23 protein-coding genes are annotated in these 24,794 nt (G+C 75.5%); 4 read left to right on the top strand and 19 right to left on the bottom strand.

The features are described 5' to 3' along the window. Positions 1-173 precede the first annotated feature (173 nt). Both xerD and ald read right to left on the bottom strand, forming a co-directional pair. Complete coding sequence (gene xerD / locus BLW04_RS09420; protein WP_091539441.1) at positions 174-1,148, bottom strand: site-specific tyrosine recombinase XerD; 975 nt, start codon at positions 1,146-1,148, stop codon at positions 174-176. After that, positions 1,145-2,260, bottom strand: a complete 1,116-nt coding sequence (ald, locus tag BLW04_RS09415; RefSeq protein ID WP_091539190.1) for an alanine dehydrogenase — start codon at positions 2,258-2,260, stop codon at positions 1,145-1,147. Before ald ends, xerD begins: the two co-directional genes overlap by 4 nt. Before the next feature lie 166 nt (positions 2,261-2,426). On the opposite strand from ald, the gene BLW04_RS09410 reads away from it, so the two are divergent. After that, complete coding sequence (locus BLW04_RS09410; RefSeq protein WP_254781217.1) at positions 2,427-3,128, top strand: hypothetical protein; 702 nt, start codon at positions 2,427-2,429, stop codon at positions 3,126-3,128. Between the two features lie 2 nt (positions 3,129-3,130). Here BLW04_RS09410 and BLW04_RS09405 read toward each other — a convergent pair whose 3' ends face one another. From BLW04_RS09405 to steA, 9 genes are all read right to left on the bottom strand, one after another. Continuing rightward, complete coding sequence (locus BLW04_RS09405) at positions 3,131-3,550, bottom strand: GlcG/HbpS family heme-binding protein (RefSeq protein ID WP_091539187.1); 420 nt, start codon at positions 3,548-3,550, stop codon at positions 3,131-3,133. Between the two features lie 74 nt (positions 3,551-3,624). Beyond that, a complete protein-coding gene (locus tag BLW04_RS09400) occupies positions 3,625-4,221 on the bottom strand; it encodes an NUDIX domain-containing protein (RefSeq protein WP_091539183.1) in 597 nt (198 codons plus the stop codon). Continuing rightward, positions 4,221-5,918, bottom strand: coding sequence for a CTP synthase (locus BLW04_RS09395; protein ID WP_091539180.1), 1,698 nt, complete (start codon positions 5,916-5,918; stop codon positions 4,221-4,223). The genes BLW04_RS09400 and BLW04_RS09395 overlap by 1 nt, the downstream gene beginning before the upstream one ends. A 28-nt stretch (positions 5,919-5,946) precedes the next feature. Then, positions 5,947-8,274, bottom strand: a complete 2,328-nt coding sequence (locus tag BLW04_RS09390; protein WP_091539178.1) for a hypothetical protein — start codon at positions 8,272-8,274, stop codon at positions 5,947-5,949. Further along, the gene (locus BLW04_RS09385) at positions 8,271-9,422 is read right to left on the bottom strand and encodes a glycosyltransferase family 4 protein (protein ID WP_091539175.1); all 1,152 of its coding nucleotides are present in this window, start codon (positions 9,420-9,422) and stop codon (positions 8,271-8,273) included. Before BLW04_RS09385 ends, BLW04_RS09390 begins: the two co-directional genes overlap by 4 nt. Continuing rightward, positions 9,415-11,076, bottom strand: coding sequence for a murein biosynthesis integral membrane protein MurJ (gene murJ, locus BLW04_RS09380; RefSeq protein ID WP_254781216.1), 1,662 nt, complete (start codon positions 11,074-11,076; stop codon positions 9,415-9,417). The genes BLW04_RS09385 and murJ overlap by 8 nt, the downstream gene beginning before the upstream one ends. Further along, positions 11,073-11,927 (bottom strand): hypothetical protein, encoded by an 855-nt coding sequence (locus BLW04_RS09375; RefSeq protein ID WP_254781215.1) that lies wholly within the window; start codon positions 11,925-11,927, stop codon positions 11,073-11,075. Before BLW04_RS09375 ends, murJ begins: the two co-directional genes overlap by 4 nt. Further along, on the bottom strand, positions 11,924-12,880 hold the full coding sequence (locus tag BLW04_RS09370; RefSeq protein ID WP_091539171.1) for a copper transporter: 957 nt from the start codon (positions 12,878-12,880) through the stop codon (positions 11,924-11,926). The genes BLW04_RS09375 and BLW04_RS09370 overlap by 4 nt, the downstream gene beginning before the upstream one ends. After that, on the bottom strand, positions 12,877-14,010 hold the full coding sequence (steA, locus tag BLW04_RS09365; protein WP_254781214.1) for a putative cytokinetic ring protein SteA: 1,134 nt from the start codon (positions 14,008-14,010) through the stop codon (positions 12,877-12,879). Before steA ends, BLW04_RS09370 begins: the two co-directional genes overlap by 4 nt. A 214-nt stretch (positions 14,011-14,224) precedes the next feature. Between steA and BLW04_RS09360 the strand changes: the two genes are divergently transcribed. Then, complete coding sequence (locus tag BLW04_RS09360; protein ID WP_091539165.1) at positions 14,225-15,235, top strand: TetR/AcrR family transcriptional regulator; 1,011 nt, start codon at positions 14,225-14,227, stop codon at positions 15,233-15,235. Between the two features lie 121 nt (positions 15,236-15,356). Here the strand turns inward: BLW04_RS09360 and recN are convergent, their stop codons facing one another. The 4 genes from recN to BLW04_RS09340 all read right to left on the bottom strand — a co-directional run bounded on the left by recN (position 15,357) and on the right by BLW04_RS09340 (position 19,587). Then, positions 15,357-17,300 carry a DNA repair protein RecN gene (recN, locus tag BLW04_RS09355; RefSeq protein ID WP_254781213.1) on the bottom strand — a complete coding sequence of 648 codons (1,944 nt, stop codon included), beginning with the start codon at positions 17,298-17,300 and terminating at the stop codon, positions 15,357-15,359. After that, positions 17,275-18,336: an NAD kinase gene (locus BLW04_RS09350; RefSeq protein ID WP_091539160.1), complete on the bottom strand. Its 1,062-nt coding sequence runs from the start codon at positions 18,334-18,336 to the stop codon at positions 17,275-17,277. The genes recN and BLW04_RS09350 overlap by 26 nt, the downstream gene beginning before the upstream one ends. A gap of 226 nt (positions 18,337-18,562) precedes the next feature. Next, positions 18,563-19,360: a TlyA family RNA methyltransferase gene (locus BLW04_RS09345; RefSeq protein WP_091539158.1), complete on the bottom strand. Its 798-nt coding sequence runs from the start codon at positions 19,358-19,360 to the stop codon at positions 18,563-18,565. Continuing rightward, positions 19,360-19,587, bottom strand: coding sequence for a hypothetical protein (locus BLW04_RS09340; protein WP_139306791.1), 228 nt, complete (start codon positions 19,585-19,587; stop codon positions 19,360-19,362). Before BLW04_RS09340 ends, BLW04_RS09345 begins: the two co-directional genes overlap by 1 nt. A 233-nt stretch (positions 19,588-19,820) precedes the next feature. On the opposite strand from BLW04_RS09340, the gene BLW04_RS09335 reads away from it, so the two are divergent. After that, the gene (locus BLW04_RS09335; protein ID WP_254781212.1) at positions 19,821-20,138 is read left to right on the top strand and encodes an alkyl sulfatase C-terminal domain-containing protein; all 318 of its coding nucleotides are present in this window, start codon (positions 19,821-19,823) and stop codon (positions 20,136-20,138) included. Positions 20,139-20,185: 47 nt separating this feature from the next. Here the strand turns inward: BLW04_RS09335 and BLW04_RS09330 are convergent, their stop codons facing one another. Beyond that, positions 20,186-21,277, bottom strand: coding sequence for an HAD-IIA family hydrolase (locus BLW04_RS09330; protein WP_091539151.1), 1,092 nt, complete (start codon positions 21,275-21,277; stop codon positions 20,186-20,188). A 37-nt stretch (positions 21,278-21,314) separates the two neighbouring features. Continuing rightward, a complete protein-coding gene (locus BLW04_RS09325) occupies positions 21,315-21,710 on the bottom strand; it encodes a tetratricopeptide repeat protein (protein WP_091539147.1) in 396 nt (131 codons plus the stop codon). A gap of 113 nt (positions 21,711-21,823) precedes the next feature. Between BLW04_RS09325 and BLW04_RS09320 the strand changes: the two genes are divergently transcribed. Then, positions 21,824-23,134 carry a DUF1015 domain-containing protein gene (locus BLW04_RS09320; RefSeq protein ID WP_175483977.1) on the top strand — a complete coding sequence of 437 codons (1,311 nt, stop codon included), beginning with the start codon at positions 21,824-21,826 and terminating at the stop codon, positions 23,132-23,134. Between the two features lie 16 nt (positions 23,135-23,150). Here BLW04_RS09320 and BLW04_RS09315 read toward each other — a convergent pair whose 3' ends face one another. Together BLW04_RS09315 and BLW04_RS26615 are read right to left on the bottom strand one after the other, a co-directional pair. Continuing rightward, on the bottom strand, positions 23,151-23,507 hold the full coding sequence (locus BLW04_RS09315; protein WP_091539141.1) for a single-stranded DNA-binding protein: 357 nt from the start codon (positions 23,505-23,507) through the stop codon (positions 23,151-23,153). An 84-nt stretch (positions 23,508-23,591) separates the two neighbouring features. Further along, a partial coding sequence (locus BLW04_RS26615; protein ID WP_091539138.1) for a tetratricopeptide repeat protein occupies positions 23,592-24,794 on the bottom strand: 1,203 nt, incomplete at its 5' end.

Genomic DNA, 24,794 nt, shown 5'->3' with positions numbered 1-24,794 from the left:
TCGAGCTGAGGCCGGCGGAACTCGAGTGGTGGCGCGCCCAGTTCGAGGTGCCCGACGGCCGGAAACTGGCGGCGCGGCACCGGCCGCGCTCCCGGCCGGGTACGCCTCCTGGGGCCAGTGGGCCACATGTCGCTGGCCCTCGCTCCCCGAGGTCCGCTGACCCGACCGCCCGCTCAGCGCAGCGCGCGGGGGTGGCTCGTGGCGTAGACCTCGCGCAGCCGCTCCACGGTGACCAGCGTGTACACCTGCGTGGTGGTCACCGAGGCGTGGCCGAGCAGCTCCTGGACGACGCGGACGTCGGCGCCGCCGTCGAGCAGGTGGGTGGCGAAGGAGTGCCGCAGGGTGTGCGGCGACACCTCGGCGGTGAGACCGGCCCGCTCGGCGGCCGTGCGCAGGATCGACCAGGCGCTCTGCCGGGTCAGCGCTCCACCGCGGGCGTTGAGGAACAGCGCGCCGCGCGTGCGACTGCGCCCCGCGGCGGCCAGCGCCGGGCGGGCCCGCACCAAGTACTCCTCCACCGCCCGGACGGCGTAGCTGCCCACCGGGACGATGCGTTCCTTGCCGCCCTTGCCGGCCAGCCGCACCGCCGCCGACGCCGGATCGAGGTCGTCGACGGCCAGCCCGACGGCCTCGGAGATGCGGGCGCCGGTGCCGTAGAGCAGCTCCAGCAGCGCCCGGTCGCGCAGCCCGCGCGGCCCGTCCACCGCCCCGGCAGCCGCGATCAGCGCCTCGATCGACTCCACCGGAATGGCCTTGGGCAGCCGGCGGGCGGGCGCCGGTGGCTTCACCTCCGCGGCGACGTCGTCGCTGACCAGCCCGTCGAGCAGGGCGAACCGGTGCAGCCCGCGGACGGCGACCACCGCGCGGGCCGCCGACGTGGTCGACAGCGGCGGGTGGTCGTCGTCCCCCTGCCGGAGCGCGGTGAGGAAGCCCGCGACGTCGCTGTCGGCGACCTCCCCCAGCCCGCGCACCCCGGCGGCCTCGAGGAACTCCACGTACCGGCGCAGGTCGCGGCGGTAGGAGGAGATGGTGTTGGCCGCCAGGCCCCGCTCGACCAGGAGGTGGTCGAGGTAACCGGTGACGACCCGGTCGACGCGGGGCCCGGCCGGGGCGGTGGGGCGGGGCGAACGCTGTGGGGGGGCCGTCAGGAGAACACCTCCGCGAGCGGCACGGCCGTCATGCCGTGAGCCGCGGCCACCTCGGGGAGCAGGACCTGGCCGCCCACCACGTTGACCCCGCGGGCCAGCGCCCGGTCGGTCCGGACCGCCGCCGCCGTCCCCTCGTTGGCCAGCGCCATCACGTACGGCAGGGTCACGTTGGTCAGGGCGTGGGTGGAGGTGTTCGGAACGGCGCCGGGCATGTTGGCCACGCAGTAGAAGACCGACCCGTGCACCCGGAAGGTCGGGTCGTCGTGCGTGGTGGGGCGGGTGTCCTCGAAGCAGCCGCCCTGGTCGACGGCGATGTCGACGAGAACGGAGCCCGGCTTCATCCGGCTGACCAGCTCGTTGCTGACCAGGGTGGGTGCCTTGGCCCCGGGGACCAGCACCGCGCCGATGACCAGGTCGGCGTCCAGCACGGCCCGCTCCACCTCGTAGGCGTTCGACGTCACCGTCTGCAGGTGGCCCTGGTAGATGCGATCGGCGCCGCGCAGCTTGTCCACGTCGCGGTCCAGCACGATCACCTCGGCCTGCATCCCCAGCGCGATCGCCCCGGCGTTCATCCCGGAGACCCCGGCGCCGATGACGACGACCTTTCCGGCGTAGACGCCGGAAACCCCGCCGAGCAGCACCCCGCGGCCGCCGTGCGCCCGCTCCAGGGAGTGCGCCCCGACCTGTGGCGCCATCCGGCCGGCGACCTCCGACATCGGCGCCAGCAGCGGCAGCGCACCGTTGGCCGTCTGCACCGTCTCGTAGGCGATCGCGGTCGTGCCGGACTCGACGAGCGCGTCGGTGCACTCCTTGGACGCCGCGAGGTGCAGGTAGGTGAACAGCGTCTGGTCGGCCCGCAGCCGGCCGTACTCCTCGGCGACCGGCTCCTTGACCTTGAGCAGCAGGTCGGCGGCGCCCCACACGTCGTCCGCGGTGGCCGCGATCGAGGCACCGGCGCCGGCGAAGTCGGCGTCGGGGATCGACGACCCCTCGCCGGCTCCCTGCTCGACCAGCACTTCGTGCCCGGCGCGCACCAGCTCGTGCACCCCGGCCGGGGTGAGTGCCACCCGGTACTCCCGGTTCTTGACCTCTCGAGGGACCCCGATCCGCATCGTGCTCGTCTCCTGGTCTCGGCGGGCGCCCCGGTCGTGCCGGCAGCGTCGCCGTGTCGTGGGCCGGCCCGGTCGGGGCCGACCTCGGGGCGGAGTCTAGGCACGCGGGGCGGACCCGCGCGGGTGAGCGGAGGACTCGGCCGGTCGCGCTGCCGGGGCGGGCCCGGTGACCGACGATGCCGGGGACGCCGTGCGGGACCTCCCGGCCGGTCCGTCGACCCCCGGGAGTTCCTCCATGCGCCTGTACGCCGACCGCCCCGACCGACGCGCGCGGCAGCTGGCCGCCGACGTCGGCCTGCTCGCCTGGACGGTGTTGTGGGTCCTGGTCGCCCGGGTCGTGCACGGGGCCGTGCTGGTGCTGGCCGACCCGGGCCGGGCAGTGGAGGGCCTCGGCCGCTCGATCGCCGACAGCATGGACTCCGCGGCCGGCGCGGCCGGCGACGTCCCGGTGGTCGGCGATGAGCTGGCCGACCCCTTGGCCGCGCTCGGCCGGGCCGGAAGCTCGGTGGCCGGCGCCGGCCAGGGCAGCCAGGACGCCGTGGCGACGCTGGCTACCGTGCTCGCGGTCGTGCTGGTCGTGCTGCCGGTCGGCTGGATGCTGCTGCGCTGGCTGCCGTGGCGGCTGCGCTGGGCGCGGGAGGCCCGGGCGGCCGACCGGCTGATGGCCGACCGCCGGCTGGACGCCCCCGACCTGGAGTTGCTCGCCGCGCGGGCGCTGGCCACCGCTCCCCTGCCGGCGCTGGCCGGGCTGCCGACCGGGACCGGAGCCGGCTGGCGGGCCGGGGACCCGGCGGCGGTCCGGGCGCTGGCCGGGCTCGAACTCGCCCGACTCGGGCTGCGGCTGCTGCCGGAGACGACGGTCGGCTGAGGTCAGCTCGCGGCGGTGGAGAGACCCGCGGACCGGACGGCGGCCGAGCAGACGTCCTCGTCCTGCTGGCCGGTGCCGCCGCTGGCGCCGAGCGCGCCGATCAGCTGCCCGCCGTCGAAGACCGGCACCGCGCCGGGCTGCGGGGTGAACTTGCCGTGGGTCATCCCGGTCAGCGCGGTGGCGAAGTTCGGCAGCGGGTCCATCTTCGACTTCTGGCCGGCGCTGGGCATGCCGTACGCCGCTGACGTCCACGCCTTGCCCTGGGCGACCTCGGCGGAGATCCACGGGGCGCCGTCCATCCGGGCCAGCGCCACCAGGTGGCCGTAGGGGTCCATCACGGCGAAGGACATCGGGATGCCCAGCTGGTCGGATTCGGCGCCGGCGGCCGCGAGCAGGGTCAGGGCCTGGTCATGTGTGAGCACCGCTACACCCTGCCAGGCCCGCTCGGCGGGCCGGTCGGGAGGGGGAAGTCAGCGGGCCGGGCGGGAGGGGGAAGTCAACGAGCGTCGACCGGGCGCAGCCGCGGGGCTACTGCCTTGGCCTGGGCGGCGGCCAGGACGCCGATCACGGCCAGGGCGTTGCGGATCGTGCCGTCGAAGACCTGCTGGACGGCGTCGGCCAGCGGCACCCGCTCGACGGTCATGTCCAGCTCCTCGTGCTCGACGGTGAACCCGTCGGGCAGCGGGACCTCGGTCAGCCCCTCCGCCAGGTAGACCAGCACCATCTCGTCGCAGAACCCGGGCGTCGAGTACGGCGTGGCCAGCAGCGACCACCGCTCGGCCGCGAGCTGGACCTCCTCGGCCAGTTCGCGGCGGGCGGTCTCCAGGGGCGGCTCGCCGTCGACGTCGCGCAGGCCCGCGGGCAGCTCCCACAGGTGCTCGCCGATCGGGTGCCGGTACTGGCGCAGCAGTACCACCCGGCCCTCGTCGTCCAGCGCGACGACGCCGACCGCGCCGGGGTGGTGGACCACCTCGCGCACGCTGTCGCCGCCGCCGGGCATGGCGACGGTGTCCCGGCGCAGCGAGATGACCCGACCGTCGTAGATCTGCTCCGTGGCCAAAACCTGGTACTCGTGCGGCTCGTTGTCCGGCATCAGATCCCGACCTTCTCGCCCTCGACCGGCACCGGGAGCCGGGCCGCATCCTGGTAGCCGATCGCGGCGCAGACGAACGCGGCGAACAGCGGGTGTGGCCGGGTCGGGCGGCTCTTGAGCTCGGGGTGGGCCTGGGTGCCGACGAAGAACGGGTGGACGTCGGCGGGCAGCTCCACGAACTCCACCAGCGTGCCGTCCGGCGAGGTGCCGGAGAACAGCAGACCGGCCGCCGACAACTGGTCGCGGTAGGCGTTGGCGACCTCGTAGCGGTGCCGGTGCCGCTCGGTGATCTCGGTGGCGCCGTAGGCGCCGGCCACGACCGAGCCCTTCTGCAGGCTGGCCGGGTAGCTGCCCAGCCGCATGGTGCCGCCCATGTCGCGGTGCCCGGCGACCACGTCGAGCTGGGTGGCCATGGTGGCGATGACGGCGTGCTCGGTGTCCGGGTCGAACTCCGAGGAGTTGGCGTCGGCAATCCCGGCCAGGTCGCGGGCGGCCTCGATGACCATGCACTGCAGGCCCAGGCACAGCCCGAGGGTCGGGATGCCGTTGACCCGGGCGTGCTGGATGGCGCCCAGCTTGCCCTCGATGCCGCGGACGCCGAAGCCGCCGGGGATGCAGACGCCGTCCACCCCGGCCAGCGCCGCCGCGGCGCCCTCGGGGACCTGGCAGTCGTCGGAGGGGACCCAGCGGATCTGCACCCGGGAGCGGTGGGCGAACCCGCCGGCCCGCAGCGCCTCGGTGACCGACAGGTAGGCGTCCGGCAGGTCGATGTACTTGCCGACCAGCGCCACGGTCACCGTCTGCTTCGGTGCGTGCACCCGGTCGAGCAGATCGCCCCACACCGTCCAGTCGACGTCCCGGAACGGCAGCCCCAGCCGGCGGACGACGTAGGCGTCCAGGCCCTCCCGGTGCAGCACCTTCGGGATGTCGTAGATCGACGGGGCGTCGGGGCAGGAGATGACCCCGTCGGCGTCGACGTCGCACATCAGGCTGATCTTGCGCTTGAGCCCGTCGCTGATGTCCCGGTCGGACCGGCAGACCAGCGCATCGGGTTGGATGCCGATGCTGCGCAGCGCCGCCACCGAGTGCTGCGTCGGCTTGGTCTTCAGTTCCCCGGAGGGTGCGATGTAGGGGATCAGCGAGATGTGCAGGAAGAAACAGTTGTCCCGGCCGATCTCGTGCCGCACCTGGCGTGCAGCCTCCAGGAACGGCAGCGACTCGATGTCACCGACCGTCCCGCCGATCTCGGTGATCACCACGTCGATGCGCGCTGCGTCCTCGTCGGTGGTGACCGCCATGATCCGGGACTTGATCTCGTTGGTGATGTGCGGAATGACCTGCACGGTGTCACCCAGGTACTCCCCGCGCCGCTCCGCGGCGATGACGTCGGAGTACACCTGCCCGGTGGTCACGTTGGCCCGGCCGGTCAGGTCGGTGTCCAGGAACCGCTCGTAGTGCCCGATGTCCAGGTCGGTCTCCGCGCCGTCCTCGGTTACGAAGACCTCGCCGTGCTGGAACGGGTTCATCGTCCCGGGGTCGACGTTGAGGTACGGGTCCAGTTTCTGCATGGTCACCCGCAGCCCGCGGCTGGACAGCAGCGCGCCCAGCGAACTGGCGGTCAGGCCCTTCCCGAGCGACGACACGACGCCGCCGGTGACGAAGACGAACTTCGTCGGCTGGGAGTTGGGGAGGTGCACGTTGGAGCGGTTTCCGCGATCACGAGCTTCAGCCAGTCGACCCACGGACGCTCACGCTAACACGGCCTGCGCTCCCACCCGGGGTCGAACCGGGGGTGCCCTGCCCCACGCCGTCGTCCCCACGGGCCCCCGACCGGTCGCCCGCGGCCAGCCAGATCAGCAGCGGCACCAGGAGCGTGGCCGCAGTGGCCGGCAGTGCGACACCGGAGTCGTTGACCGCCGCGCCCACTGCCAGGCTGAGCGCCGCGGCGGTCAGCCCGGCGCGCAGCACCCGGGCGTCGGCGGCCGGCAGCCCCGCCGGGCCGCGCCCGGGCCGGCTGCGCAGCCGCCCGCCGGGGCGCAGCAGCCAGACCGCGGCGACCAGCGCCACCGGCAGCATCCAGGACAGCGAGCTGCCGACCAGGATGGACAGGTTCGCCTGGCCCTTGCGCAGCACCACCGTCCAGGCCTGCCCGTCCAGCGCCTGGGCGACGAAGCGGCCCAGGTGGCTGCGCTCGGCTGCCGGGCGCAGCCAGTCCAGGACGGCCACGACGGTCACCACGGCGACCGCCGTGGCCAGCACCGCGACCAGCCGGACGACGGTCACCCGGATACGGGCCAGCAGCATCCCCAGCACTCCGAAGCCGGGCACCGCGGCGAGCACGCCGCCGAAGTCCCGGCCCAGCGACGGGGCGCCCATGAGCACCACGGCCAGCCCGCCGGCCAGCAGCACGGGCAGCAGCCAGCGGCGGCGGGGCACCTGGTCGTCCGCGTGGGGGGTGCCGGTCCGGCCGCGGCGGGCCAACGCCGCCGCGGCGGCCGCGGTGAGCAGCAGCGCGCTGACCGAGAACAGCCCGAACGTCAGGTTGCCGTAGCCGACGAACCGGCCGGCCACGATCGCGTCGTAGCCGAGCAGGCCGTCGAGCTCCAGGTGCGACCCGGTGAGCACGTCGCCCACGACCGTACCGAGAGTGAGGACCAGGACGGCCAGCGCCGGGCCGATCCGCCGTCGGCGCCAGGGGCCGAGGCCGGCCACCGCGGCGACGACCAGATCGGCCGCGACCACCGCTGCCACGAGTGCCCAGCGTGGCGAGCCGGCGTCCTGCCAGGGCAGCAGGTCGGCCAGGTAGGTCGCCACCGGCAGCGCCGCGGCGGCCAGGCAGGCGGCCCGCAGCCGCACCCGCGCCCGGCGTCCGCCGCGCGCCGGTACCCGGGCCGAGATCCCGAGCACCAGGACGCCGGCTGCGACGAGCGCCGCGTTGGCGGCCACCAGCGTCCAGAACGCCTTCCCGGTGCTGCGGTAGTGGCTGGTGGCCCGGATGTTGGCGTCGTGCAACAGTGCGAGCGCCTCGGGGAGCGCGGGGCGGTCGGCGGTCGCGGTGACCGGCTGGCCGTTCATGGAGGCCGGCTGCTCGATCCCCAGGGCCCGCAACACGGTCGGCGCCACGTCGATGAGCTGGAAGAACGGGACCCGACCGGTGCTCGCCGAGGTGAGCCACCCGGCCCCGGTACCGGTGCCGGCGGCCAGGCCCACGTGCAGCTGCGGTCGGCCGTCGTTGACCTCGGAGAGCCCGACCACCAGCAGCAGGGTGTCGGGCAGGGCGGCCGTGGCCGCCACCAGCTGCCCGACCTTCGCGTCCAGGTCGGCCAGCGCCTCCTCCCGGGCGACCGGGGTGGTGCCGGTGTCGGTCTGCTCGGGGCCGGGCCGGCCGGCGTCGGTGAGCTGGTCGAGGGACACCAGGGTCAGCGGGCAGCCGTTCAGCAGCGGCGTGGTCTCGGCAACGGTCGAGGGCAGGGCGTCCCGGAGGTCGAGCGTGGTGTCCGGGCCGGCCGCCGCGAGGGAGGCCGCGCGCCCGATCACGGTGGCGCACCCGACGGCGTCCCCGAGCGCACCCGGTTCGGCGCCGAACCGGACGGTCGCGTCGTCCTCCGCGACCCGGGCCAGCGCGGCCGGCGGGTCGTGCAGCCCGAGCGAGGCCACCTGCTCCTGCAGCCCGCAGTAGGACAGCGAGGCGTCGACCACGGGCACCGGCGCCGCGGCGTCGTCCACCGGTACCGGCGGGATCGGCTGGGCCGGTCCGGGAAAGCGCGCCCGGTTGCCCGCCCCGAGGGTGGCCCAGCCGTCGAGCAGGCAGGTGGTCGACCGCGCGGCGCGCACCGACAGGGCGCCGATCGCCGCACCGTCGGCCAGCGCCCACAGGGCCGGGGTGCGGGCCGGGTCCAGGTCGGACCACGCCAGGCCGGGCACGCCGATCACGAGCACCCGGTCGGCGCGCCAGTCGTTGGTGGAGCCGTCCGCGGCCGCGGCCGGCCCGGCGAGCCCCAGCACGGCCAGGACGGTCAGCAGGAGGCCGGCCAGCCGCCGGACGGAGCTCACCGGCCGGGTCCGCCCGGCGGACCGAGCAGCTCGCGGTAGACCGCGACGAGCTGGCGGGCCGTGGCCGCCTCGTCCGGCCACTCGGCGGCCCGGCGGGGCCCGGCGGCCGCCAACCGGGCGGAGCGCACCGGGTCGCCGAGGACGGCGGTGACCGCGTCGGCGAGCGCGACGGGGTCCCCGGCGGGCACCAGGTCCGCCGCCGTCCCGACCAGTTCGGGGATCCCGCCGACCCGGGTGGCCACCAGCGGAATGCCCGCCCGCAGCGCCTCCTGGGCGGTCAACGACCGGGCCTCCCACACCGAGGGCAGCACGCAGACGTCGGCGGCGCCGAGCAGGTCGGCGACGTCGGTGCGCCGGCCCAGCAGCCGGACCGGCAGCTCCTGGGCCCGGACCTGCTCGGCCAGCGCATCGTGCAGCGGGCCGGCGCCGGCGATGACCACCAGCGGGGCAACGGGTTCGGCCGCCCAGCGGGCCGCGGCGGCCAGCAGGACGTCGTAGCCCTTCTGCGGGTGCAGCCGGCCGACGGCGACCACCACCGGTCGCGTGTCGCCGTGCAGACCGAGCTCGCGGCGCACCTCGGCGCGGCTCCGCCGGGCCACCGGCAGGGCGGGGGCCGAGACCGGGGCGACCCGGACGTCGCGGGCACCGAGCCGGCGGGCGTTCGCGGCCAGGTCCGCCGACGCCGCGAGCACCATGTCCGCGCCGCGGATCGTGGCCGCCTCGGCAGCCTGCAGCGCCCGACGGCGCAGGCCGCCGCCCTCGGGCAGGGCGTTGTGCAGGGTGAGCACCAGCGGCTGAGCCCGCTCCCCCGCCAGCCGCCGGGCGGCCGCGGCGACCAGGCCGGCGCGCAGCCCGTGGGCGTGCACGAGGTCGGCGCCCGCGGTGACCCGGCGCAGGACCAGCACCGCCCGCAGGTCGGCCAGCGGCGCGAGGCCGGCGGAGATGCCGACCGGCCGGAAGGCCGCGCCGGTGCCGGTGAAGCCGAAGAGCTTCTCGGTGGCCTGCGGCCCGCAGACCCGCACGGCGGCGCCGGCGGCCCCCAGGGACGGGAGCACCGAGCGCAGGTGGGTGCCCACCCCGCCGGTGCTGGTCGCCAGCACCTCCGCCACCCGCCGGCCGGCCAGCGGCCGCTCTTGCTGCTCAGCCACCAGCCACCTCCTGCTGCCTGCTCGCGCCCTCGGTCGAACGGAGTTCCTGTACCGCCGTCCGCAGCGGCCCCCGCGCGGTGCCCATCATGACCGCCGCGGCGACGACCAGCACGACGCCACCGGCGACGATCCCCGTCCCGATCGCAGCGAGCACGCTGCCCTCGGGGACCGGCTGCGCGCCCAGCGTCCGGGCGGCGAACAGTCCGGCGGCGCCGGCGAGCGCACCGGCCACCAGGGCGGCCAGGCCGGTGCGCGCGAGGCCGGCAAGCGCACCGGCGCCGGCGGTGCGCCGGACGACGACCAGCAGGGCGGCTCCGGCGACGGTGACGCCGATGCTGTGTCCGGCGCCCAGTGCGGTCGCCCGGTCGGCGGCCGGGACCAGCTGGGCCAGGACCAGGTCCGCGGCCACCGCGACGAGCCAGCCGCCGGCCACGCAGGCCGTCGGCGCCCGCCACAGGCCGCGGGCGTACAGCGCCCGGGACAGCAGCGCGACCAATCCGTAGCCGAGCAACCCCGGCGCGAAGGCGGCGATCGTGGGCGCGAGGGCGACCGCCCGCTCCCGCTCGGTCACCGAGGCGAGGAACACCCGGGCCAGCGGTCCGGAGACGGCGACCAGGCCGGCGGCGGCGACCGCGGAGGCGACCACGGTGAGCACGGCGGCCGGGGCGAGCGCCCGCTGGTAGCCGGCCTCGTCGCCCACCGCTGCGCGCTCGCTCATGCCCGGGTAGGCGGAGGTGGCCAGCGGCACGGCGAGGGCGGCCCAGGGCAGTAGGAACACCGTCATCGCGGCGAAGTAGATCGTCTGGGTGCCGACCGGGGCGGCGTCGTTGGCCAGCCGGATGGCGACCACGGCGACCAGCTGCTGTCCGGCCAGGGTGAGCACACCGGCCACGGCCAGCCGCCGCACGCGCGGTGCGGCGCCGACCGGGAAGCGCAGACTCAGCCGCAGGCCCAGCCGCAGCCGCCGCAGGGGCAGCACCAGGGCCAGTGCCAGGGCGAGCACGCCCAGCGTCGTCCCCACACCGAGCACGAGCTCCGCAGGCAGGGACAATCCGTCGACCGACCGGTCCCCACCGATGCCGGCGAAGAGCAGGTAGGCGCCGGCCACCACGACCGAGGACAGCAGCGGCGCCACGGCGGGCCCGGCGAAGCGGCGGTGTGCCTGCAGCACGCCGGTGAGCACGACGACGATCCCGTAGAGCACGACCTGCGGGGCGAAGACGACAAGAAATCGGGCCGCCAGGGCGACCTTCGCGGGGTCGATCCCGCCGGCACCGAGCAGTCCAGCGGCGATCGGGGCGGCGAACAGGGCCAGCAGTGCTGCCAGTGGCAGGAGCACCAGCAGCGTCCAGCCCAGCAGCGCGGAGGCGGTGCGGCGGACCTGCTCGCGGTCCCCGGCGGCAATGCCACCGGCGAGCATGGGGACGACGAGGCTGGCCAGCGCTCCCCCGGCCACCACCTCGAACACGATGTTGGGGACGTTGTTGGCCGCCACGTAGGTGTCCGCGGTGCTGCCGGCGCCGACGGCGTTGGTGAAGACCAGCGTGCGGCCGAACCCGGTGACCCGGGCCAGCAGGGTGAGCACCGAGATCAGCACCGCCGCGGCCGCGACGCCGCGCAACGCCCGGCTGCGCGGGCTCGCGAGCTCGCTCACGGGGTGCGTCGGCCGAGCCGGTCGAACTTCCGCAGGCCGGGGGTGGACTCGATCACCCGGGTGAAGCTGACCTTCTCGCTGGCCAGGGTGAGCGCGGTGACCACGCCCAGCAGCCCGGCCCGGCCGGCCCGGCTGGGCAGCGCTGCCAGCCGGAGCCCCAGCAGCGCGCCGGCCGCGTTGGCGCCGCAGTCGCCCAACATCACCTGTTCCCCGAGGTCGGCCGGCAGCACGCCGAGCGCAGCACCGAGCGGTCCGGCGGACAGCCCGCCGGCCGGCCCGCCGAGGGTGGCCGAGGCCAGCAGCACGGTGATCTTGGCGGCCCGGCCGGGCCGCAGGTCCAGCAGGTTGAGCAGGTTCGCCGTCCCGGCGACGAGGCCGGTGGTGAGCACGCCGTCGACCAACGCGCCTGCACCGGTGCCGCGGCGGGTGAGGACCGCGGCGACCGCGGCGGCTGCGCCGATGCCGGCGATCTTCACCGCGCCGGCCGAGACCCGGCCGGCCCGCAGGGCGGCCAGGTGCCCGGCCAGGCCCTTGTCCCCGGCCTGTTCGGGTCGGGCGCCGGCCAGGTCGTCGTAGCCGCCGACCAGGCCGGCGACGGTGCCGACGACGACGACGGCGGCGCGGGTGCCGGCCGGGGCACCGAGCACCGCCGAACCGGTGGCTGCCGCGGCGAGCACGGGCCCGCCGAGCAGGGTCACCGGCCGCCGGGCGTAGTTGGTACGCGCCCACCGCTGCCCGGCCGGGCCGACGGCGATGCCCGCAGCCGCGGCCAGGCCCGCGCGGGCGGCGAGGGCGCCGCCGGCGGCGAGGGCCAGTCGGCGCTGGGGCGTCAGCCGCCGCCCGGCGGTCACCGCGCGGGGGGCGGGACGGGCTGGGCGTCCTCGCCGGTGCCGTAGGCGCCGGAGGTGTCGCGTCCCTCGGCGGCCGCGGCCAGGACCGTGCTGACCCGGCCGGCGGCCGTGTCGACGTTGTCGACGGTGGACACCGCCGGGCTCACGGTGGCGTCGCCGCGGATGGCCGCGACCAGGCCGCCGTCCCCGGTCGATGCGGTGTCCCCGGCCACGACCGCCCCGGAGCCCTGCCGGTCCAGCGCGGTCACCAGCTGCACGAGGCTGGCGTTGCGGGCCTCGGCGTCCTGGCTGGGGAAGGCGCCGGCGGTGAGGAAGACCGCGAAGTCGGCCGGGCTGACCGAGGAGGTGTCCGAGCTGAGCGCGCCCAGCTCCTCCAGCCCGGCCAGCACCGAGGAGGTGGCGGTCTGGTCCGGCGTCGTGCCGGCTCCGGCGTCGCCGGCGCCGGGCACCATCAGGACCTGGGCGAGCACGGAGGCGACCATCTTCCCGGTGTCCTCGGTGTCGGGAGGCAGGGTGACGCCCGGCGGCAGGCCGGGGCCGGCCAGGTAGCCCTGCAGGTTGGTCTCGCTCTGCGGGTCGCTGTAGTCCGACGTCAGCCGGACGCTGCCGGTGACGGTCGCCCCCGCGGCGCCCAGCAGCGCGGTGATGCCCTCGACCACGTCGGCCGGGACGTCGTTGTTGCCGATGACCAGCACGACGCTGCGGTCGGCGAGGGTGTTCTGCACGAGAGTCGGACCGACGGCCTCCTCGAAGCCGCCGACGTCGTTGAGCCGGCTCTGCAACTGCTGGGTCTGGCCCTCCAACTCCCGCTTGTCCTGCTGCAGGTTGCTGACCTGCCCCTGCAGGTTGGTCGTCAACGGGCCGTTGAGCTGGGTCGTGCCGATGACGATGCCCAGCGCCACGGCCAGGAAGACCGCGATCAGCGAGACGAGGTGGTACCGGAAGTCGATCACGCGAAGAGGTTCTCCAGCCAGAACACGAAGCTGTCCCATTGGTCGACGAGCAGGTCGAAGTAGATGCGGCCGGCCGTGGACACCGCGAGGGCCGCGACGATGGAGGCCAGCGCGGCGAACACGAGCAGCACCAAGGCCAGGGTGGAGATGCGGCTGCGGTACAGCCGGCTGACGCCCTTGGCGTCGACCAGCTTGCCGCCCAGCCGCAGCCTCGTGAGGAAGGTCGAGGCCATGCCACCCCGGCCCTTGTCGAGGAACTCGACCAGCGTGGCGTGCGTCCCGACGGCGACGATGAGCGTGGCGCCCTTCTCGTCGGCGAGCAGCATGGCGATGTCCTCGCTGGTGGCCGCCGCCGGGAAGGTGATGGCCTCCACGCCGAGGTCGGTGACCCGCTGGAGCCCGGGCGCCCGCCCGTCGGGGTAGGCGTGCACGACCACCTCTGCCCCGCAGCGCAGCACGGAGTCGCTGACCGAGTCCATGTCGCCGATGATCATGTCCGGCTGGTAGCCGGCCTCCTTGAGCGCGTCCGCCCCGCCGTCGACACCGATCAGCACCGGCCGGTAGTCACGGATGTAGGGCCGCAGCGCCTGGAGGTCCTCCTTGTAGTCGTATCCCCGGACGACGACCAGTACGTGCCGGCCCTCGATCTGGGTGGTCACGTCAGGAACGCCGACACCGTCGAGCAGCAGCGCGCGCTCGCGCTTCATGTACTCCATGGTGTTGGCGGCGAAGGCCTCCAACTGGGCCGACAGCCCGGCGCGCGCCTCGGTCATCGCAACGGCGATGGTCTCCTCGTTCTGCCGGACGCCCTCGGCGACGACCTGGTCGCCGACGAAGAGCTGGTTGCCCTCCAGCCGGCCCGGGACGCCCTCCTTGAGTTGGGCGAGCACGTCCTTGCCGACGCCGTCGAGGAGTGGGATGCCGGCGGCGACCAGGATGCCGGGGCCGAGGTTGGGGTACCGCCCGGAGATGCTCGAGGCGGCGTTCACCACCGCCCCCACCTTGCAGGCGACCAGCGAGTCCGCGCTGACCCGGTCGACGTCGACGTGGTCGATGACCGCGATGTCCCCGGGCCGCAGCCGCTTGGTGAGGTTCTTCGTTCGGCGGTCCACTCGGACGGTGCCGGTCACCCCGGGTTCCGTCTCGGACGCTCTCCCGCGCCGCACGGTGCCGATGCGCATGGGCGCGATGCTCCCACGGAGGTCCGGGCGGCTGATCGAGGACGCGCACCAGTGGCCGCTTGAACACGCAGGGTGACCGACACCGACTCGCAACCGACACGCCGGACCCGCCCTCAGCGTTCCTGCCCGGGGGGCTGACCGGTCCGTCACTAGCGTGGCTGCTGTGACTGCAGGGGCCGCCGCTCGCCGGCGTACAGCGACTGTCCTGGGCAACGTGGTGGCCGACTACCCGGCCGGCGACGTCGCCGACGACGCGGCCTCGGACGCCGCGCCCGACGCGGCCTCTCCCGGCGCCGATCCCAGGGAATCGGGCGCCGAGCTTTCCGAGCCGGCGGCGACGGCGCAGGTCGTGGAGTTCGCGGTGCGGGCCGTTCCGGTTCCCGAGCCGGCGGTCGAGCCCGAGGACGAGCCGAGCGTCCCCGCTGTCGCCGAGGCGGGCGTGCGCGCGGCGACCGACACCGCGCCGCCGGCCGCTGACCAGGGGCCGGCGCAGGCGCCCGCCGAGCCGGCACCGCGCCGGCTGGGGCGTCGACGGGCCCGGCGGGGGCCCAACAAACGGGAGGTGCGCCACCAGCAGACCCGCGAGGCGATCGTGGACGCCGCCGCGGCGCTGTTCAGCGAGCGCGGCTTCGACGCCGTCAGCGTGCAGCAGATCGCCCAGCGCGCCGGCGTGGTGGAGAAGACGGTATTCAACCACTTCCCGGTGAAGGAGGGGCTGGTCTTCGAGGCCGACCCGCCGATGCGGGCCGCGCTGGTGGAGGCGGTCCGCCGCCGCCCGGCCGGGGAGTCGGTGGCCGCGGCAGCGGGCGCGTTCGTGGTGACGGCGATCAGCCAACTGGGCTCACCGGCGGCGGCCACCGGCGTCGCGGAGATGGCCCGGGTGGTGCGGGGCAGTCGCATCCTGCAGGCGCGGGAACGGGAGATCCTCGGCACACTGACCGACGCCCTGGCCGAGCAGATCACCGTGGAGACGCGCCCGGCGGAGGGGGTCCTCGAGCCGTGGCTGGCGGCCAACTCGGTGCTGGGGCTGTACTCGGCGCTCATGGAGCACGCCCGCGACCGGGTCCTGGCCGGGGCGTCGGGCCCGGAGCTGGTCGCGGAGCTGCAGACCCGGGGCGAGCGCGGGCTGGCACTGCTGCAGTTCGGGCTGGCCGGGTACGCCAAGCGGCGCTGAAGAAGCAGAAGGACCCCGTCCCGCATCCCTTCGCCAGCTCAGGGAAGCCCGGGACGGGGCCGACTTCGCCGAACCCCAGCGAGCTCAAGAACGCCTGGAGGGGACCGTTACGGCCCCCCGGTCAGCGCCCGTCGGTGGCGACGGCCAGCAGCTCCCGGGCGTGTGCCTGACCGGTGTCGCTGTCGGTCAGACCGGACAGCATCCGGGCCAGCTCGCGCACCCGGTCCTCGCCGGCGACGGCGCGGATGTCAGTGGCGGTGACACCCTGCGCGGTGTCCGGTGACTTGTCGACGACCAGGTGGTTGTCGGCGAACGCGGCGACCTGGGCGAGGTGGGTGACCACGACGACCTGGTGGTCGCGGGCCAGCCGGGCCAGCCGGCGTCCGATCTCGCCGGCGGCCTGACCGCCCACGCCGGCGTCGACCTCGTCGAACACCATGACCGGCACCGGGTCGGCGCCGGCGAAGACGACCTCGATGGCCAGCATCACCCGGGAGAGCTCGCCGCCGGACGCGCCCTTGTGGACTGGCCGGGGCGGCGCGCCCGGGTGCGGGGAGAGCAGCAGCGCCACCTCGTCGACACCCTCGGGGCCGGGGTGCCCGGGGTCGCTGTCGATGCGGAAGGACACCTGGGCGCTCTTCATCGCCAGGCCGGCCAACTCCGTGCCGACCTCGGCCGCGAACCCCTCGGCCGCGGCCGTCCGGCCCACGGTCACCCGGGCGGACAGCTCGGCGAGTTCCGCCCGCGCGGCGTCCCGGGCGACGGTGAGCGCCTCCAGCGCCTCGTCGGAGACGTCGAGCTGGGACAGCCGGTCCGCGGCTTCGGCGGCCCACGCGTGTACCCCGGCCAGCCCCTCCCCCGCGTCGGCGTACTTGCGGACCAGGGCGGTGATCACGGCCCGCCGGTCGAGCACCTCGGCCAGCCGCGCGGGATCGGCGTCCAGGTCGGCCACGTACCCGGCCAGCTGGACGGCGACGTCGGACACCACGGCGACGGCGTCGGCGAGGTCCTGGGCCAGCAGGACGAGCGCCGGGTCGTTGGAGCCGGCCAGAGCCCGTTCGGCGACCGCCAGCGACGTGGTGGCGTCCTGCGGGAACTCCCCTCCGCCGAGGTCGCCGGTCACGTCGCCGACCAGCGACAGCCGGGCCTCGTCGGCGGCAGCGCGCAGGGCATCTGCGTCCCCGAGCCGGGCGGCCTGGGCGTCGAGCGCCTCGTCCTCCCCCGGTTCCGGCGCCACCGCGGAGATCTCCTCCAGCCCGTGCCGCAGGACGTCGGCGGTCTGTGCCAACTCACGGGCCTGGCTGCGCCGGCGGTCCAGGTCGTCGGCCAGCTGCCGCCAGCGGGCGTACGCGACGCGGTGCTCCTCCAGCAGGCCCAGGTGGGCGGGGCCGGCGTAGCGATCGAGTGCGCGGCGCTGCTCGGCCGGGCGGGTGAGCCGCAGCTGGTCGGTCTGGCCGTGCACGGCGAGCAGGTCCTCGGCGAGCTCGGCGATCACCCCGACCGGCACGCTGCGGCCGCCCAGGTGCGCCCGGGAGCGACCCTCGGCGCTCACCGTGCGGGCCAGGATCAGGGCGCCGTCCTCGTCGGGCTCCGCGCCGGCGTCGGCAGCGCGCGCCCAGACCGGTGAGTCGGCCGGCAGTACCAGGCGCCCCTCGACGCCGGCGCGCCCGCCGGCCCGGACCCGGCCGGGGTCGGCGCGGCCGCCGAAGAGCAACGTCAGCCCGGTGACGACCATCGTCTTGCCGGCGCCGGTCTCCCCGGTGACCACCGTCAGTCCCGGGCCGAGTTCCAGCGTGACGTCGTCGATCGCCCCGAGGCCGTGGATGTGCAGCTCGGCGAGGGCACCGTTGCGGACGACGCCCTGGGGCCGGACACCGTGGGACACAGCGCCCTCGGACTCGGCGCCCTCGGACTCGGCGCCCTCGGACTCGGCGCCCTCGGACTCGGCGCCCTCGGACTCGGCGCCCTCGGACTCGGCGCCCTCGGACGCAGGGCGGCGGGCGGGCGCGGCTGTCCTCGGCGCCGCCCGGGTCGCGGGCTCACGCCCCGCCATCCGGGTCGCCACCGGTCACCGCCTCCTCCCCGGCGCCGATGACGCCGTGGGCGGTCGTGATGTCGCGGTCGAGCACGTTGCACCCGGAGGTGGGCGCCTCGTGCCCGGGACCGTGCGACCGAGCGTCTCGGAAGCCGCGGACCGGCAGCCCGAACTTGGCCACCAGCCGGTCGCCGAACGCGGTGGGGTTGACCCGGGCGATGCGGACCGGCCGGTCGGAGCGGCGGACCTCGACGCGACCGCCCTCGGGCACGTCGACCATCCGGCGTCCGTCGGCCGAGACCCGCGCCCTGGTCCCGTCCGGCGGCACCGCGACGGTGAGCACCGACGTCGGTGAGGTGACCAGCGGCCGGGCGAAGAGGGCGTGGGCGTTGGTGGGCACGACCAGCAGCGCGTCGACGTCGGGCCAGATGACCGGGCCGCCGGCGGAGAAGGCGTAGGCCGTCGACCCGGTGGGCGTGGCGCACAGGATGCCGTCGCAGCCGAAGCTGGTCAGCGGGTGACCGTCGATGGCGAGCACGACGTCCAGGACCCGCGAGCGCTCCACCTTCTCCACCGACACCTCGTTGAGGGCCCAGGTGCCGCCGGTGCGCAGCCCGGTGGCGTCCAGCACCGACACCTCGATGGTCAGGCGCTCCTCCACCTCGTAGTGGCAGGCCTCCACGGCCGTCAGCATGTCCTCGATGGACTCCGGCTCGGTCTCGGCGAGGAAGCCGACCCGGCCCAGGTTCACCCCGACCAGCGCGGCGTTCGTGGCGCGGCCCAGTTCGGCGGCGCGCAGGAAGGTCCCGTCGCCGCCGAACACCAGCACGATCTCGGCATCCTGGGCGGCCTCCGGCCCGAAGGCGCACACCTCGGCGTCGGGAATGGCCAGCGCCTCCGACTCGTCGTCCAGGACCCGCACCACGATCCCGGCCTTGGCCAGCCGCTCTGCGGAGGCGCGGGCGAGCTCGACGATGTCAACGCGGCCGGTGTGCACGGCGAGCAGCACCCGTCGGGTCGTCGGACCGGACGACGGCTGATCGGACGGCGGGGTGCAGTCGCTCACGTGTTCTCCTCGCTGGCGCTCGTCGACCGCGTTCGCGGCGCTGCTGTGCTCGTCGGTGAGCTCGCAAGCTCACTCACATGTTCTCCTCGGTGGCGCTCGTCGACCGCGTTCGCGGCGCTGCTGTGCTCGTCGGTGAGCTCGCAAGCTCACTCACATGTTCTCCTCGCCGGCGCCCGTCGGCGCGGTGCCCGACGGGCTGGACATCTGGATGACCTCGCGAGCTCGCTCACCGTGGCCCCTCCTCGACTGCTCGATCGACGTCAGTGTGCTCCGGGGGTGGGGCGTCCCGGCGCAGCCACAGGAAGAACTCCACGTTGCCGGCCGGGCCCGGCAGTGGGCTGGCCACCACGCCGGCGGTGCCCCAACCGAGTTCGGCGGCCGCCTGGGCCACGGTGAGCACCGCCTCGGCGCGCAGCCCGGGGTAGCGGACCACCCCGCCGGCACCCAGCCGCTGCCGGCCGACCTCGAACTGCGGCTTGACCATCGGCACCAGGTCGGCGTCGGGCCGGGTGCAGGAGGTGAGCGCGGGCAGAACCAGGCGCAACGAGATGAACGACAGGTCGGCCACCACCAGGTCGACCGGACCGCCGATGCCCTCCGGGGTCAGTTCCCGCACGTTGGTGCGCTCGTGCACGACCACCCGCTCGTCGGTGCGTAAGGACCAGGCGAGCTCGCCGTAGCCGACGTCGACCGCGACCACCTCACGGACGTCCCGGCTCAGCAGCACCTCGGTGAAGCCACCGGTGGACGCGCCGGCATCCAGTGCCCGGCGGCCGGCGACCTCGACCGGGAACGCCGCCAGGGCACCCAGCAGCTTGTGGGCGCCACGGGAGACCCAGCGTGGCCGGTCGGGGTCGGTGCGGACGACGACCGGAGTGTCGGCCTCGACCCCGGTGGCGGGCTTGGTGGCCGCCTGACCGGATACCAGCACCCTGCCCTCGGAGATCAGGGCGACGGCGTCCTCGCGTGAGCGGGCCAGCCCGCGCCGCACGAGCTCGGCGTCGAGCCTGCTGCGTCGGGCCATCAGAGCTGGTCGATGGTCGACAGCTCACGCCGCAGCCGGTCGTGCTCGGCCTCGAACACCGCGACGTGCTCGACAACCGGACGGTCAGCCAGGTCAGCCAGGTCAGCCGGCGTCTGGGGAGCAGCCACAGGAGCGGACTCGGACGCGTCCGGGGCCAGCCCGGCCGGCGGTGCGGGCGGGACCGGCGGCGGACCGGGCACCGGACGGACTCCTGCGGGCTGGCTCATCGTGTTCTCCTCCGCGTCGTCGCGTGCCTCAGCGCCTCGGTCGGGCTCCTGCCGGAGGCTACCGGCCGGGTGCGACGCATCCTCGATCCCGCGGCGGCGTCGGGGGACCGCCGGCGGTGATCGCGCCGGGTCGTCCGGTGGGCGGTAGCGTCGCGATCCGGCCGCGCGGACGCAGCGTCGGCGACCGGTCCGGACAAGGGGGCACCCCGCACGTGGCGACACTCGAACAGTGCATGACCGCCCTGGAGGATTTCGTCGGCAAGCTGGCCTCCGCCGACGCGGCCCGCGGGCTGGACCGGTCGGTGTCGTGCCGGCTGACCGACCTGGGCCAGGTGGTCCGGGGCCGGCTGGCCACCGGCGCGGTGCACGACATGACGGCGGTGCCGGACGGACCGATGGTTCCAAAGGCCGACATCCGACTGACGATGGCCAGCGACGACCTGCTCGCGCTGACCAGCGGTGAGCTCTCCTTCACGCCGGCGTGGGCCAGCGGACGGGTGAAGCTGGAGGCCGGGCTGCGCGACATGCTGCGGCTGCGCTCCCTGCTCTGACCCTCGGGCCGCCGGGCCCCGCACCACCTCGTACGCCCGGACGGTCGTCATCGCCCGCCGAGCCCCCAGTCGGCCAGGGCCCGGGCGGCGTCGTCGTCGGCGGCTGACACCGCGGCCGGTCGGGCCTCCTCACCGGTGCGCGCCCAGTGCGCCACCGCCAGGGCCCGGAGCCCGTACAGGTCATCCACGGGCGCGCCGACCGTCCCATCCTCGGCGGCGAGGGCGAGGGTCAGCCGGTCCTCCCCATCGGCTGTGGCCACCCAGCGTCCGCAACGCCAGCCACCGTTGACCGCGTTGACCGCCGGATGGGCGGTCAGCAGCCCGCCGGCGTCCCGGGCCAACAGGTCGGGACGGTGGCGGGGGCCGGCAGCGAGCAGACCGGCCGGCTCGGTGACGCCGGAGAACACCAGCAGGCTGGTCGCCCCGGCCCGGGAGGCGCCCTCGATGTCGGTGTCGAGCCGGTCCCCGACGACCAGCGGACGCTGGGCGCCGGTCCGGCGCACGCACTCGGCGTGCATGGCCGGGTCTGGCTTGCCGGTGACGAGCGGCTGCTGACCGGTGACGGCGCTCACCACCCCGACAAGCGCTCCGTTGCCCGGGAGCACCCCCCGCGGCGAGGGGATGGTGGCGTCGGCGTTGGTGGCCACGTGCCGCGCGCCGCCGCGGACGGCGACGACCGCCTCGGCCAGCTGGGCCCAGTCCACGCCCGGGCCGTAGCCCTGCACGACGGCAACCGGTTCGTCCTCGGCCTGTTCGACGACCGTGAGCCCGGCGGCGGTCAGGGCGGCGGCGACACCGGGGCCGCCCACGGCCAGGACGCGGGCGCCCGGGCCCATCCGCTCGGCCACGACCGTGGCCGCCGCCTGCGAGCTGGTGATGATCTCGCCGGGCTCGGCCGGGACCCCGAGCTCGGTCAGGTGCGCCGCAACCTGCTGCGGCGTGCGGGCGGCGTTGTTGGTGACGTAGGCCAGCCGCATCCCGTCGCGGCGGGCCTCGCCCAGCACCTCCGGGACGCCGGACACGGCGGCCGGGCCGACGTAGACGACGCCGTCGAGGTCGAGCAGCGCCACGTCGAACACCTGGGTCGGCGGCGTGGAGGTGCCGGCGGCGAGCGACGCCGGAGCGCGGTCGGCGCTCATCGGAGCAGTCCATGGATCGGGGCGTGCGGCGAGGTCGTCACTCGGCGATCGCACCACGGCGGGCCCGGACCCCGCGCAGCGCCCGGGCGTAGTGGCCGGCGTCGGGCCGCATGGCGACGGCGAGCGCGAGGTGCTCGGCGGCGCGCTCGAGCTCACCGGCCCGGCTGGCGGAGAGCCCCAGACCGAAGTGTGCGTAGTCGTCGGTCAGGTTGCTCGCGACGAGCCGGCCGAAGCTGCCCATCGCCTCCTGGTACCGGCCGGCGTCGTACTGCGCCCGGGCCAGTGCCTCCAGCACGCTGCGGGACGTGGGTTCGGCGGCGGCAACCCGGTCCAGCAGGGTGGCCGCGGCGTCCGGGTGACCGTCGGTGAGCAGCTTCAGCCCCCGCCGGTACCACTCGTAGACGCCGCCCTCCGGCTCCTCCGACTCCGACACCGCCGCTCCTCCCCAGTACGCCTCCGCTCCCCGGACGTCCGCAGGACCGGCCGGGACGCCCGGACGGGGTGCGGCCCCGACCTTCCGACCGGCGCACTCCTACCATCGATGTCGTGCCCCCGTCTCCGGCGGCCGACCCGCCCTCCGGGGCAGGCGGCCTCGACGTCCGACCGTTCCGGGCGCTCACCTATCGGCAGCACGACCCGGCGGACCTCGCACGGGTGAGTTCCCCGGCCTACGACCTGGTGACCGCCGCGGGCCGGAACCGGCTGGCCGCCGCTGACCCGCACAACATCGTCCGCCTTATCCTGCCCCACGTCGAGCGCGCAGGCGGCGAGAGAACGGACGCGGCGATGGTGGGGCCCGGCTCGGCCGAGACGGCAGCCGGCACCCTGCGCGACTGGCTGGACCAGGGCGTCCTCGACCGCGACGCCCTGCCCGCACTGTGGCGGTACGAGATGGCCGCGCCCGGGTCCGGGCCCACGACCGGCTGGCTGGGTGCGGTCGGCCTGCCCCGGTCCGGGTCCAGCGCTGTCCTGCCGCACGAGGACACCTTCGCCCCGGCGGTCGAGGGCCGTCGGGCGCTGCTGGCTGCCACGCACACCGACCTGGAGCCGATCGTGCTGGCGCACGACCCCGACGACGAGGTGACCGCCCTGACCGTGGCGACCGGGGCGTCCGCCCCGACACTGCAGGTGGCCGACCCCGACGGGGTCACCCACCGGCTGTGGCGGGTCACTGACCCCGCCGTGCTGGACCGCCTCGTGCGGGCGCTGGCCGGTACACGGGCGGTCATCGCCGACGGTCACCACCGCTTCGCCGCCGCTCGCGAGCACCAGCGCAGCGGCCACGTCGACTCCGGGGCCGTGCTGTCACTGGTCACGCCGATGGGTCCCGGCGGACTGCAGGTGCGGGCGATCCACCGCGTGGTGCCCGACCTGGCCCTGGATACCGCGCTGGCGACCGCCGCCGACGGGTTCCAGGTGTCCGACCGCACCCCCGCCGACGGGGACGTGGTGGCCGTCGTCGACAGGTGGACGACGACCGGCGGCCGCGTCGGCTTCCTGGTCACCGACGGCACCCGGGTCGCCGAGCTGACCTCGCCCGCACCCGCGGTGCTGGACGCGATCCCTGCCGAGGCGCCAACCGCGTGGCGCGGGCTGGACGTGGTGCTCGCCCACCACGGGCTGTTCGGCCGCTTGTGGGGCCGCCGGGACGACCCCGCGTCGGTGTTGGTGGCGCACGACGTCGCCGAAGCGCTGCAGCTGGGCCGGGAGCGGGCCGGGGTCGCGGTGTTGCTGCACTCCCCCTCGCCGGCGGACGTGGCCGCGGTGGCCCGCGCCGGCGCGCGCATGCCCCGCAAGTCCACGCTGTTCGTGCCGAAGCCGCGCACCGGGCTGGTGCTGCGACCGCACGGCGGCTGAGCCGGCAGCAGGGCTCTCACGCCGATCGGGGCGCCCGCTGGGCAAAGCGCGTCACCTTGCGCCCGCGGCGGCAGTTGACCTCGTAGGCCACGGCCGTGCCGGTGGGAGTGCGCCAGAAGCGCCGCTGGAGGACGCCCTCCACCTCCACCACGTCGTCGGCGGTCCACGCCGCGGCGTACCGCTGGAGCGCGGGCAGGTAACTGACGCAGGTAATGACGTCGGACTTGGCGCCCCGGGGGCGTGACTGCTCGCGACGCACCACGAGCTTGAACAGCAGCAAGGTGTCGCCGCTGGGCATGGGTCGCAGCTCGGGTGGCGCCGAAAGGCGTCCACGCAGCACGACGTCGTTCCGGTCGATGACTGACAGGCTCATGGCGCGAGCCTCGCCGCACCGGCCTGCAGCGGCCAGCGCCGCCGTGGATCTGTGGACGACGCCGGCCGGTGTGGACGGTCCAGCTCAGTCTGTCGGAGGGTGCTGCTCCTCCCGCTCCGGCTCGGGATCGGCCGCCTGTCCGGGGGCCTCCTGGAACAACCTGCTGTGATCGAACTCCAGCGCCGCACGCGACGGCGGTGCCTCGCCGAGCAGCTCGGCCACCTCGGCCTCGATGTCGTCGGGGTGCACCTCGTCGCCGAGGGCAGCGGCGTCCTCGTCGAGTCCTTCCGCCGGGTCGTCCCGAGTCTCGTGGGTCCCCTCGGACGGCGCGGGCGGCGCGTCATCCGTGTCACCGACGGCGTCGTCCGCGTCATCCGTGTCACCGACGGCGTCGTCCGCGTCATCCGTGTCACCGACGGCGTCGTCCGTGCCCTCGTCCACGTCGTCTCCGAAGCGGGCGGAGACACCGGTCAGATCGTCGGGGTCCGCGGCCGCGATGGCACCGAACCACTCGGCCGCGAGCTCCTCATCGCCCTGCTCCTCGAGCAGGTCGGCATAGGCCGTCGCGAGCCGCAGCACGCCGAGCTCGGCGTGCCCCAGAGAGACGGGGGTGGGCCGGCCACCGAGCGCGGTCTCGAGCACCAGCAGCGCTGCCGGCAGCTCGCCGAGGTCGTGCCGAGCGCCGGACTCGACCAGCCGGAGCTCGATGACCTCCTCCGCGCCCGGGTCGTGGGCCAGCGCCTCGAACACGAGTCGAAGCGCGCTGTCCGGCCGTCCCAGCGCGCGCTCGCAGTCGGCCAGGACGGCGCGGTAGCTCTCGTCCCCGCTCATCCGCCGGTACGCGCGCAGCTCCCGGGCAGCCTCGGCGAAGTCGTCGGCGTGGTAGGCGGCGACGCCGACGGCCTCACGGACGGCGGCGATGCGGGAGGCACGGTCCCGGGCGGCGCGGGCGTGCTGGAGGGCGAGCTCCGGGTCGTCGTCGACGAGGCCGCCAGCGGCGACCAGGTGCTGGGCGACCGTGTCGGCGTTGCGGGAGTCCAGGCCGCGCAGGGCCGACCGGACAGCCGGATCGAGCTCGCGGACGTCGACCCACTCGGGGATCGACGGCCCGCTGGGACGGCGCTCCGATGCGTCGTCGGTGGGCCGACCACCGCCGGGACGACGGTCTTGCCAACCGGGCCGGTCCTGCGCCGTCCGCGGCGGTCGGCGGTCGTCGATATCGCGACGTGGCGCCCCGGTCCGCTCGGGCCGGTCCCCACTGGGCCGGCGGTCCTGCCAGGCCGGACG

The sequence above is a fragment of the Modestobacter sp. DSM 44400 genome, assembly GCF_900107175.1.
Lineage (GTDB): Bacteria > Actinomycetota > Actinomycetes > Mycobacteriales > Geodermatophilaceae > Modestobacter.
The sequence above is the reverse complement of the archived record's forward strand: the minus strand, read 5'-3'. Positions and strand labels throughout refer to the sequence as shown.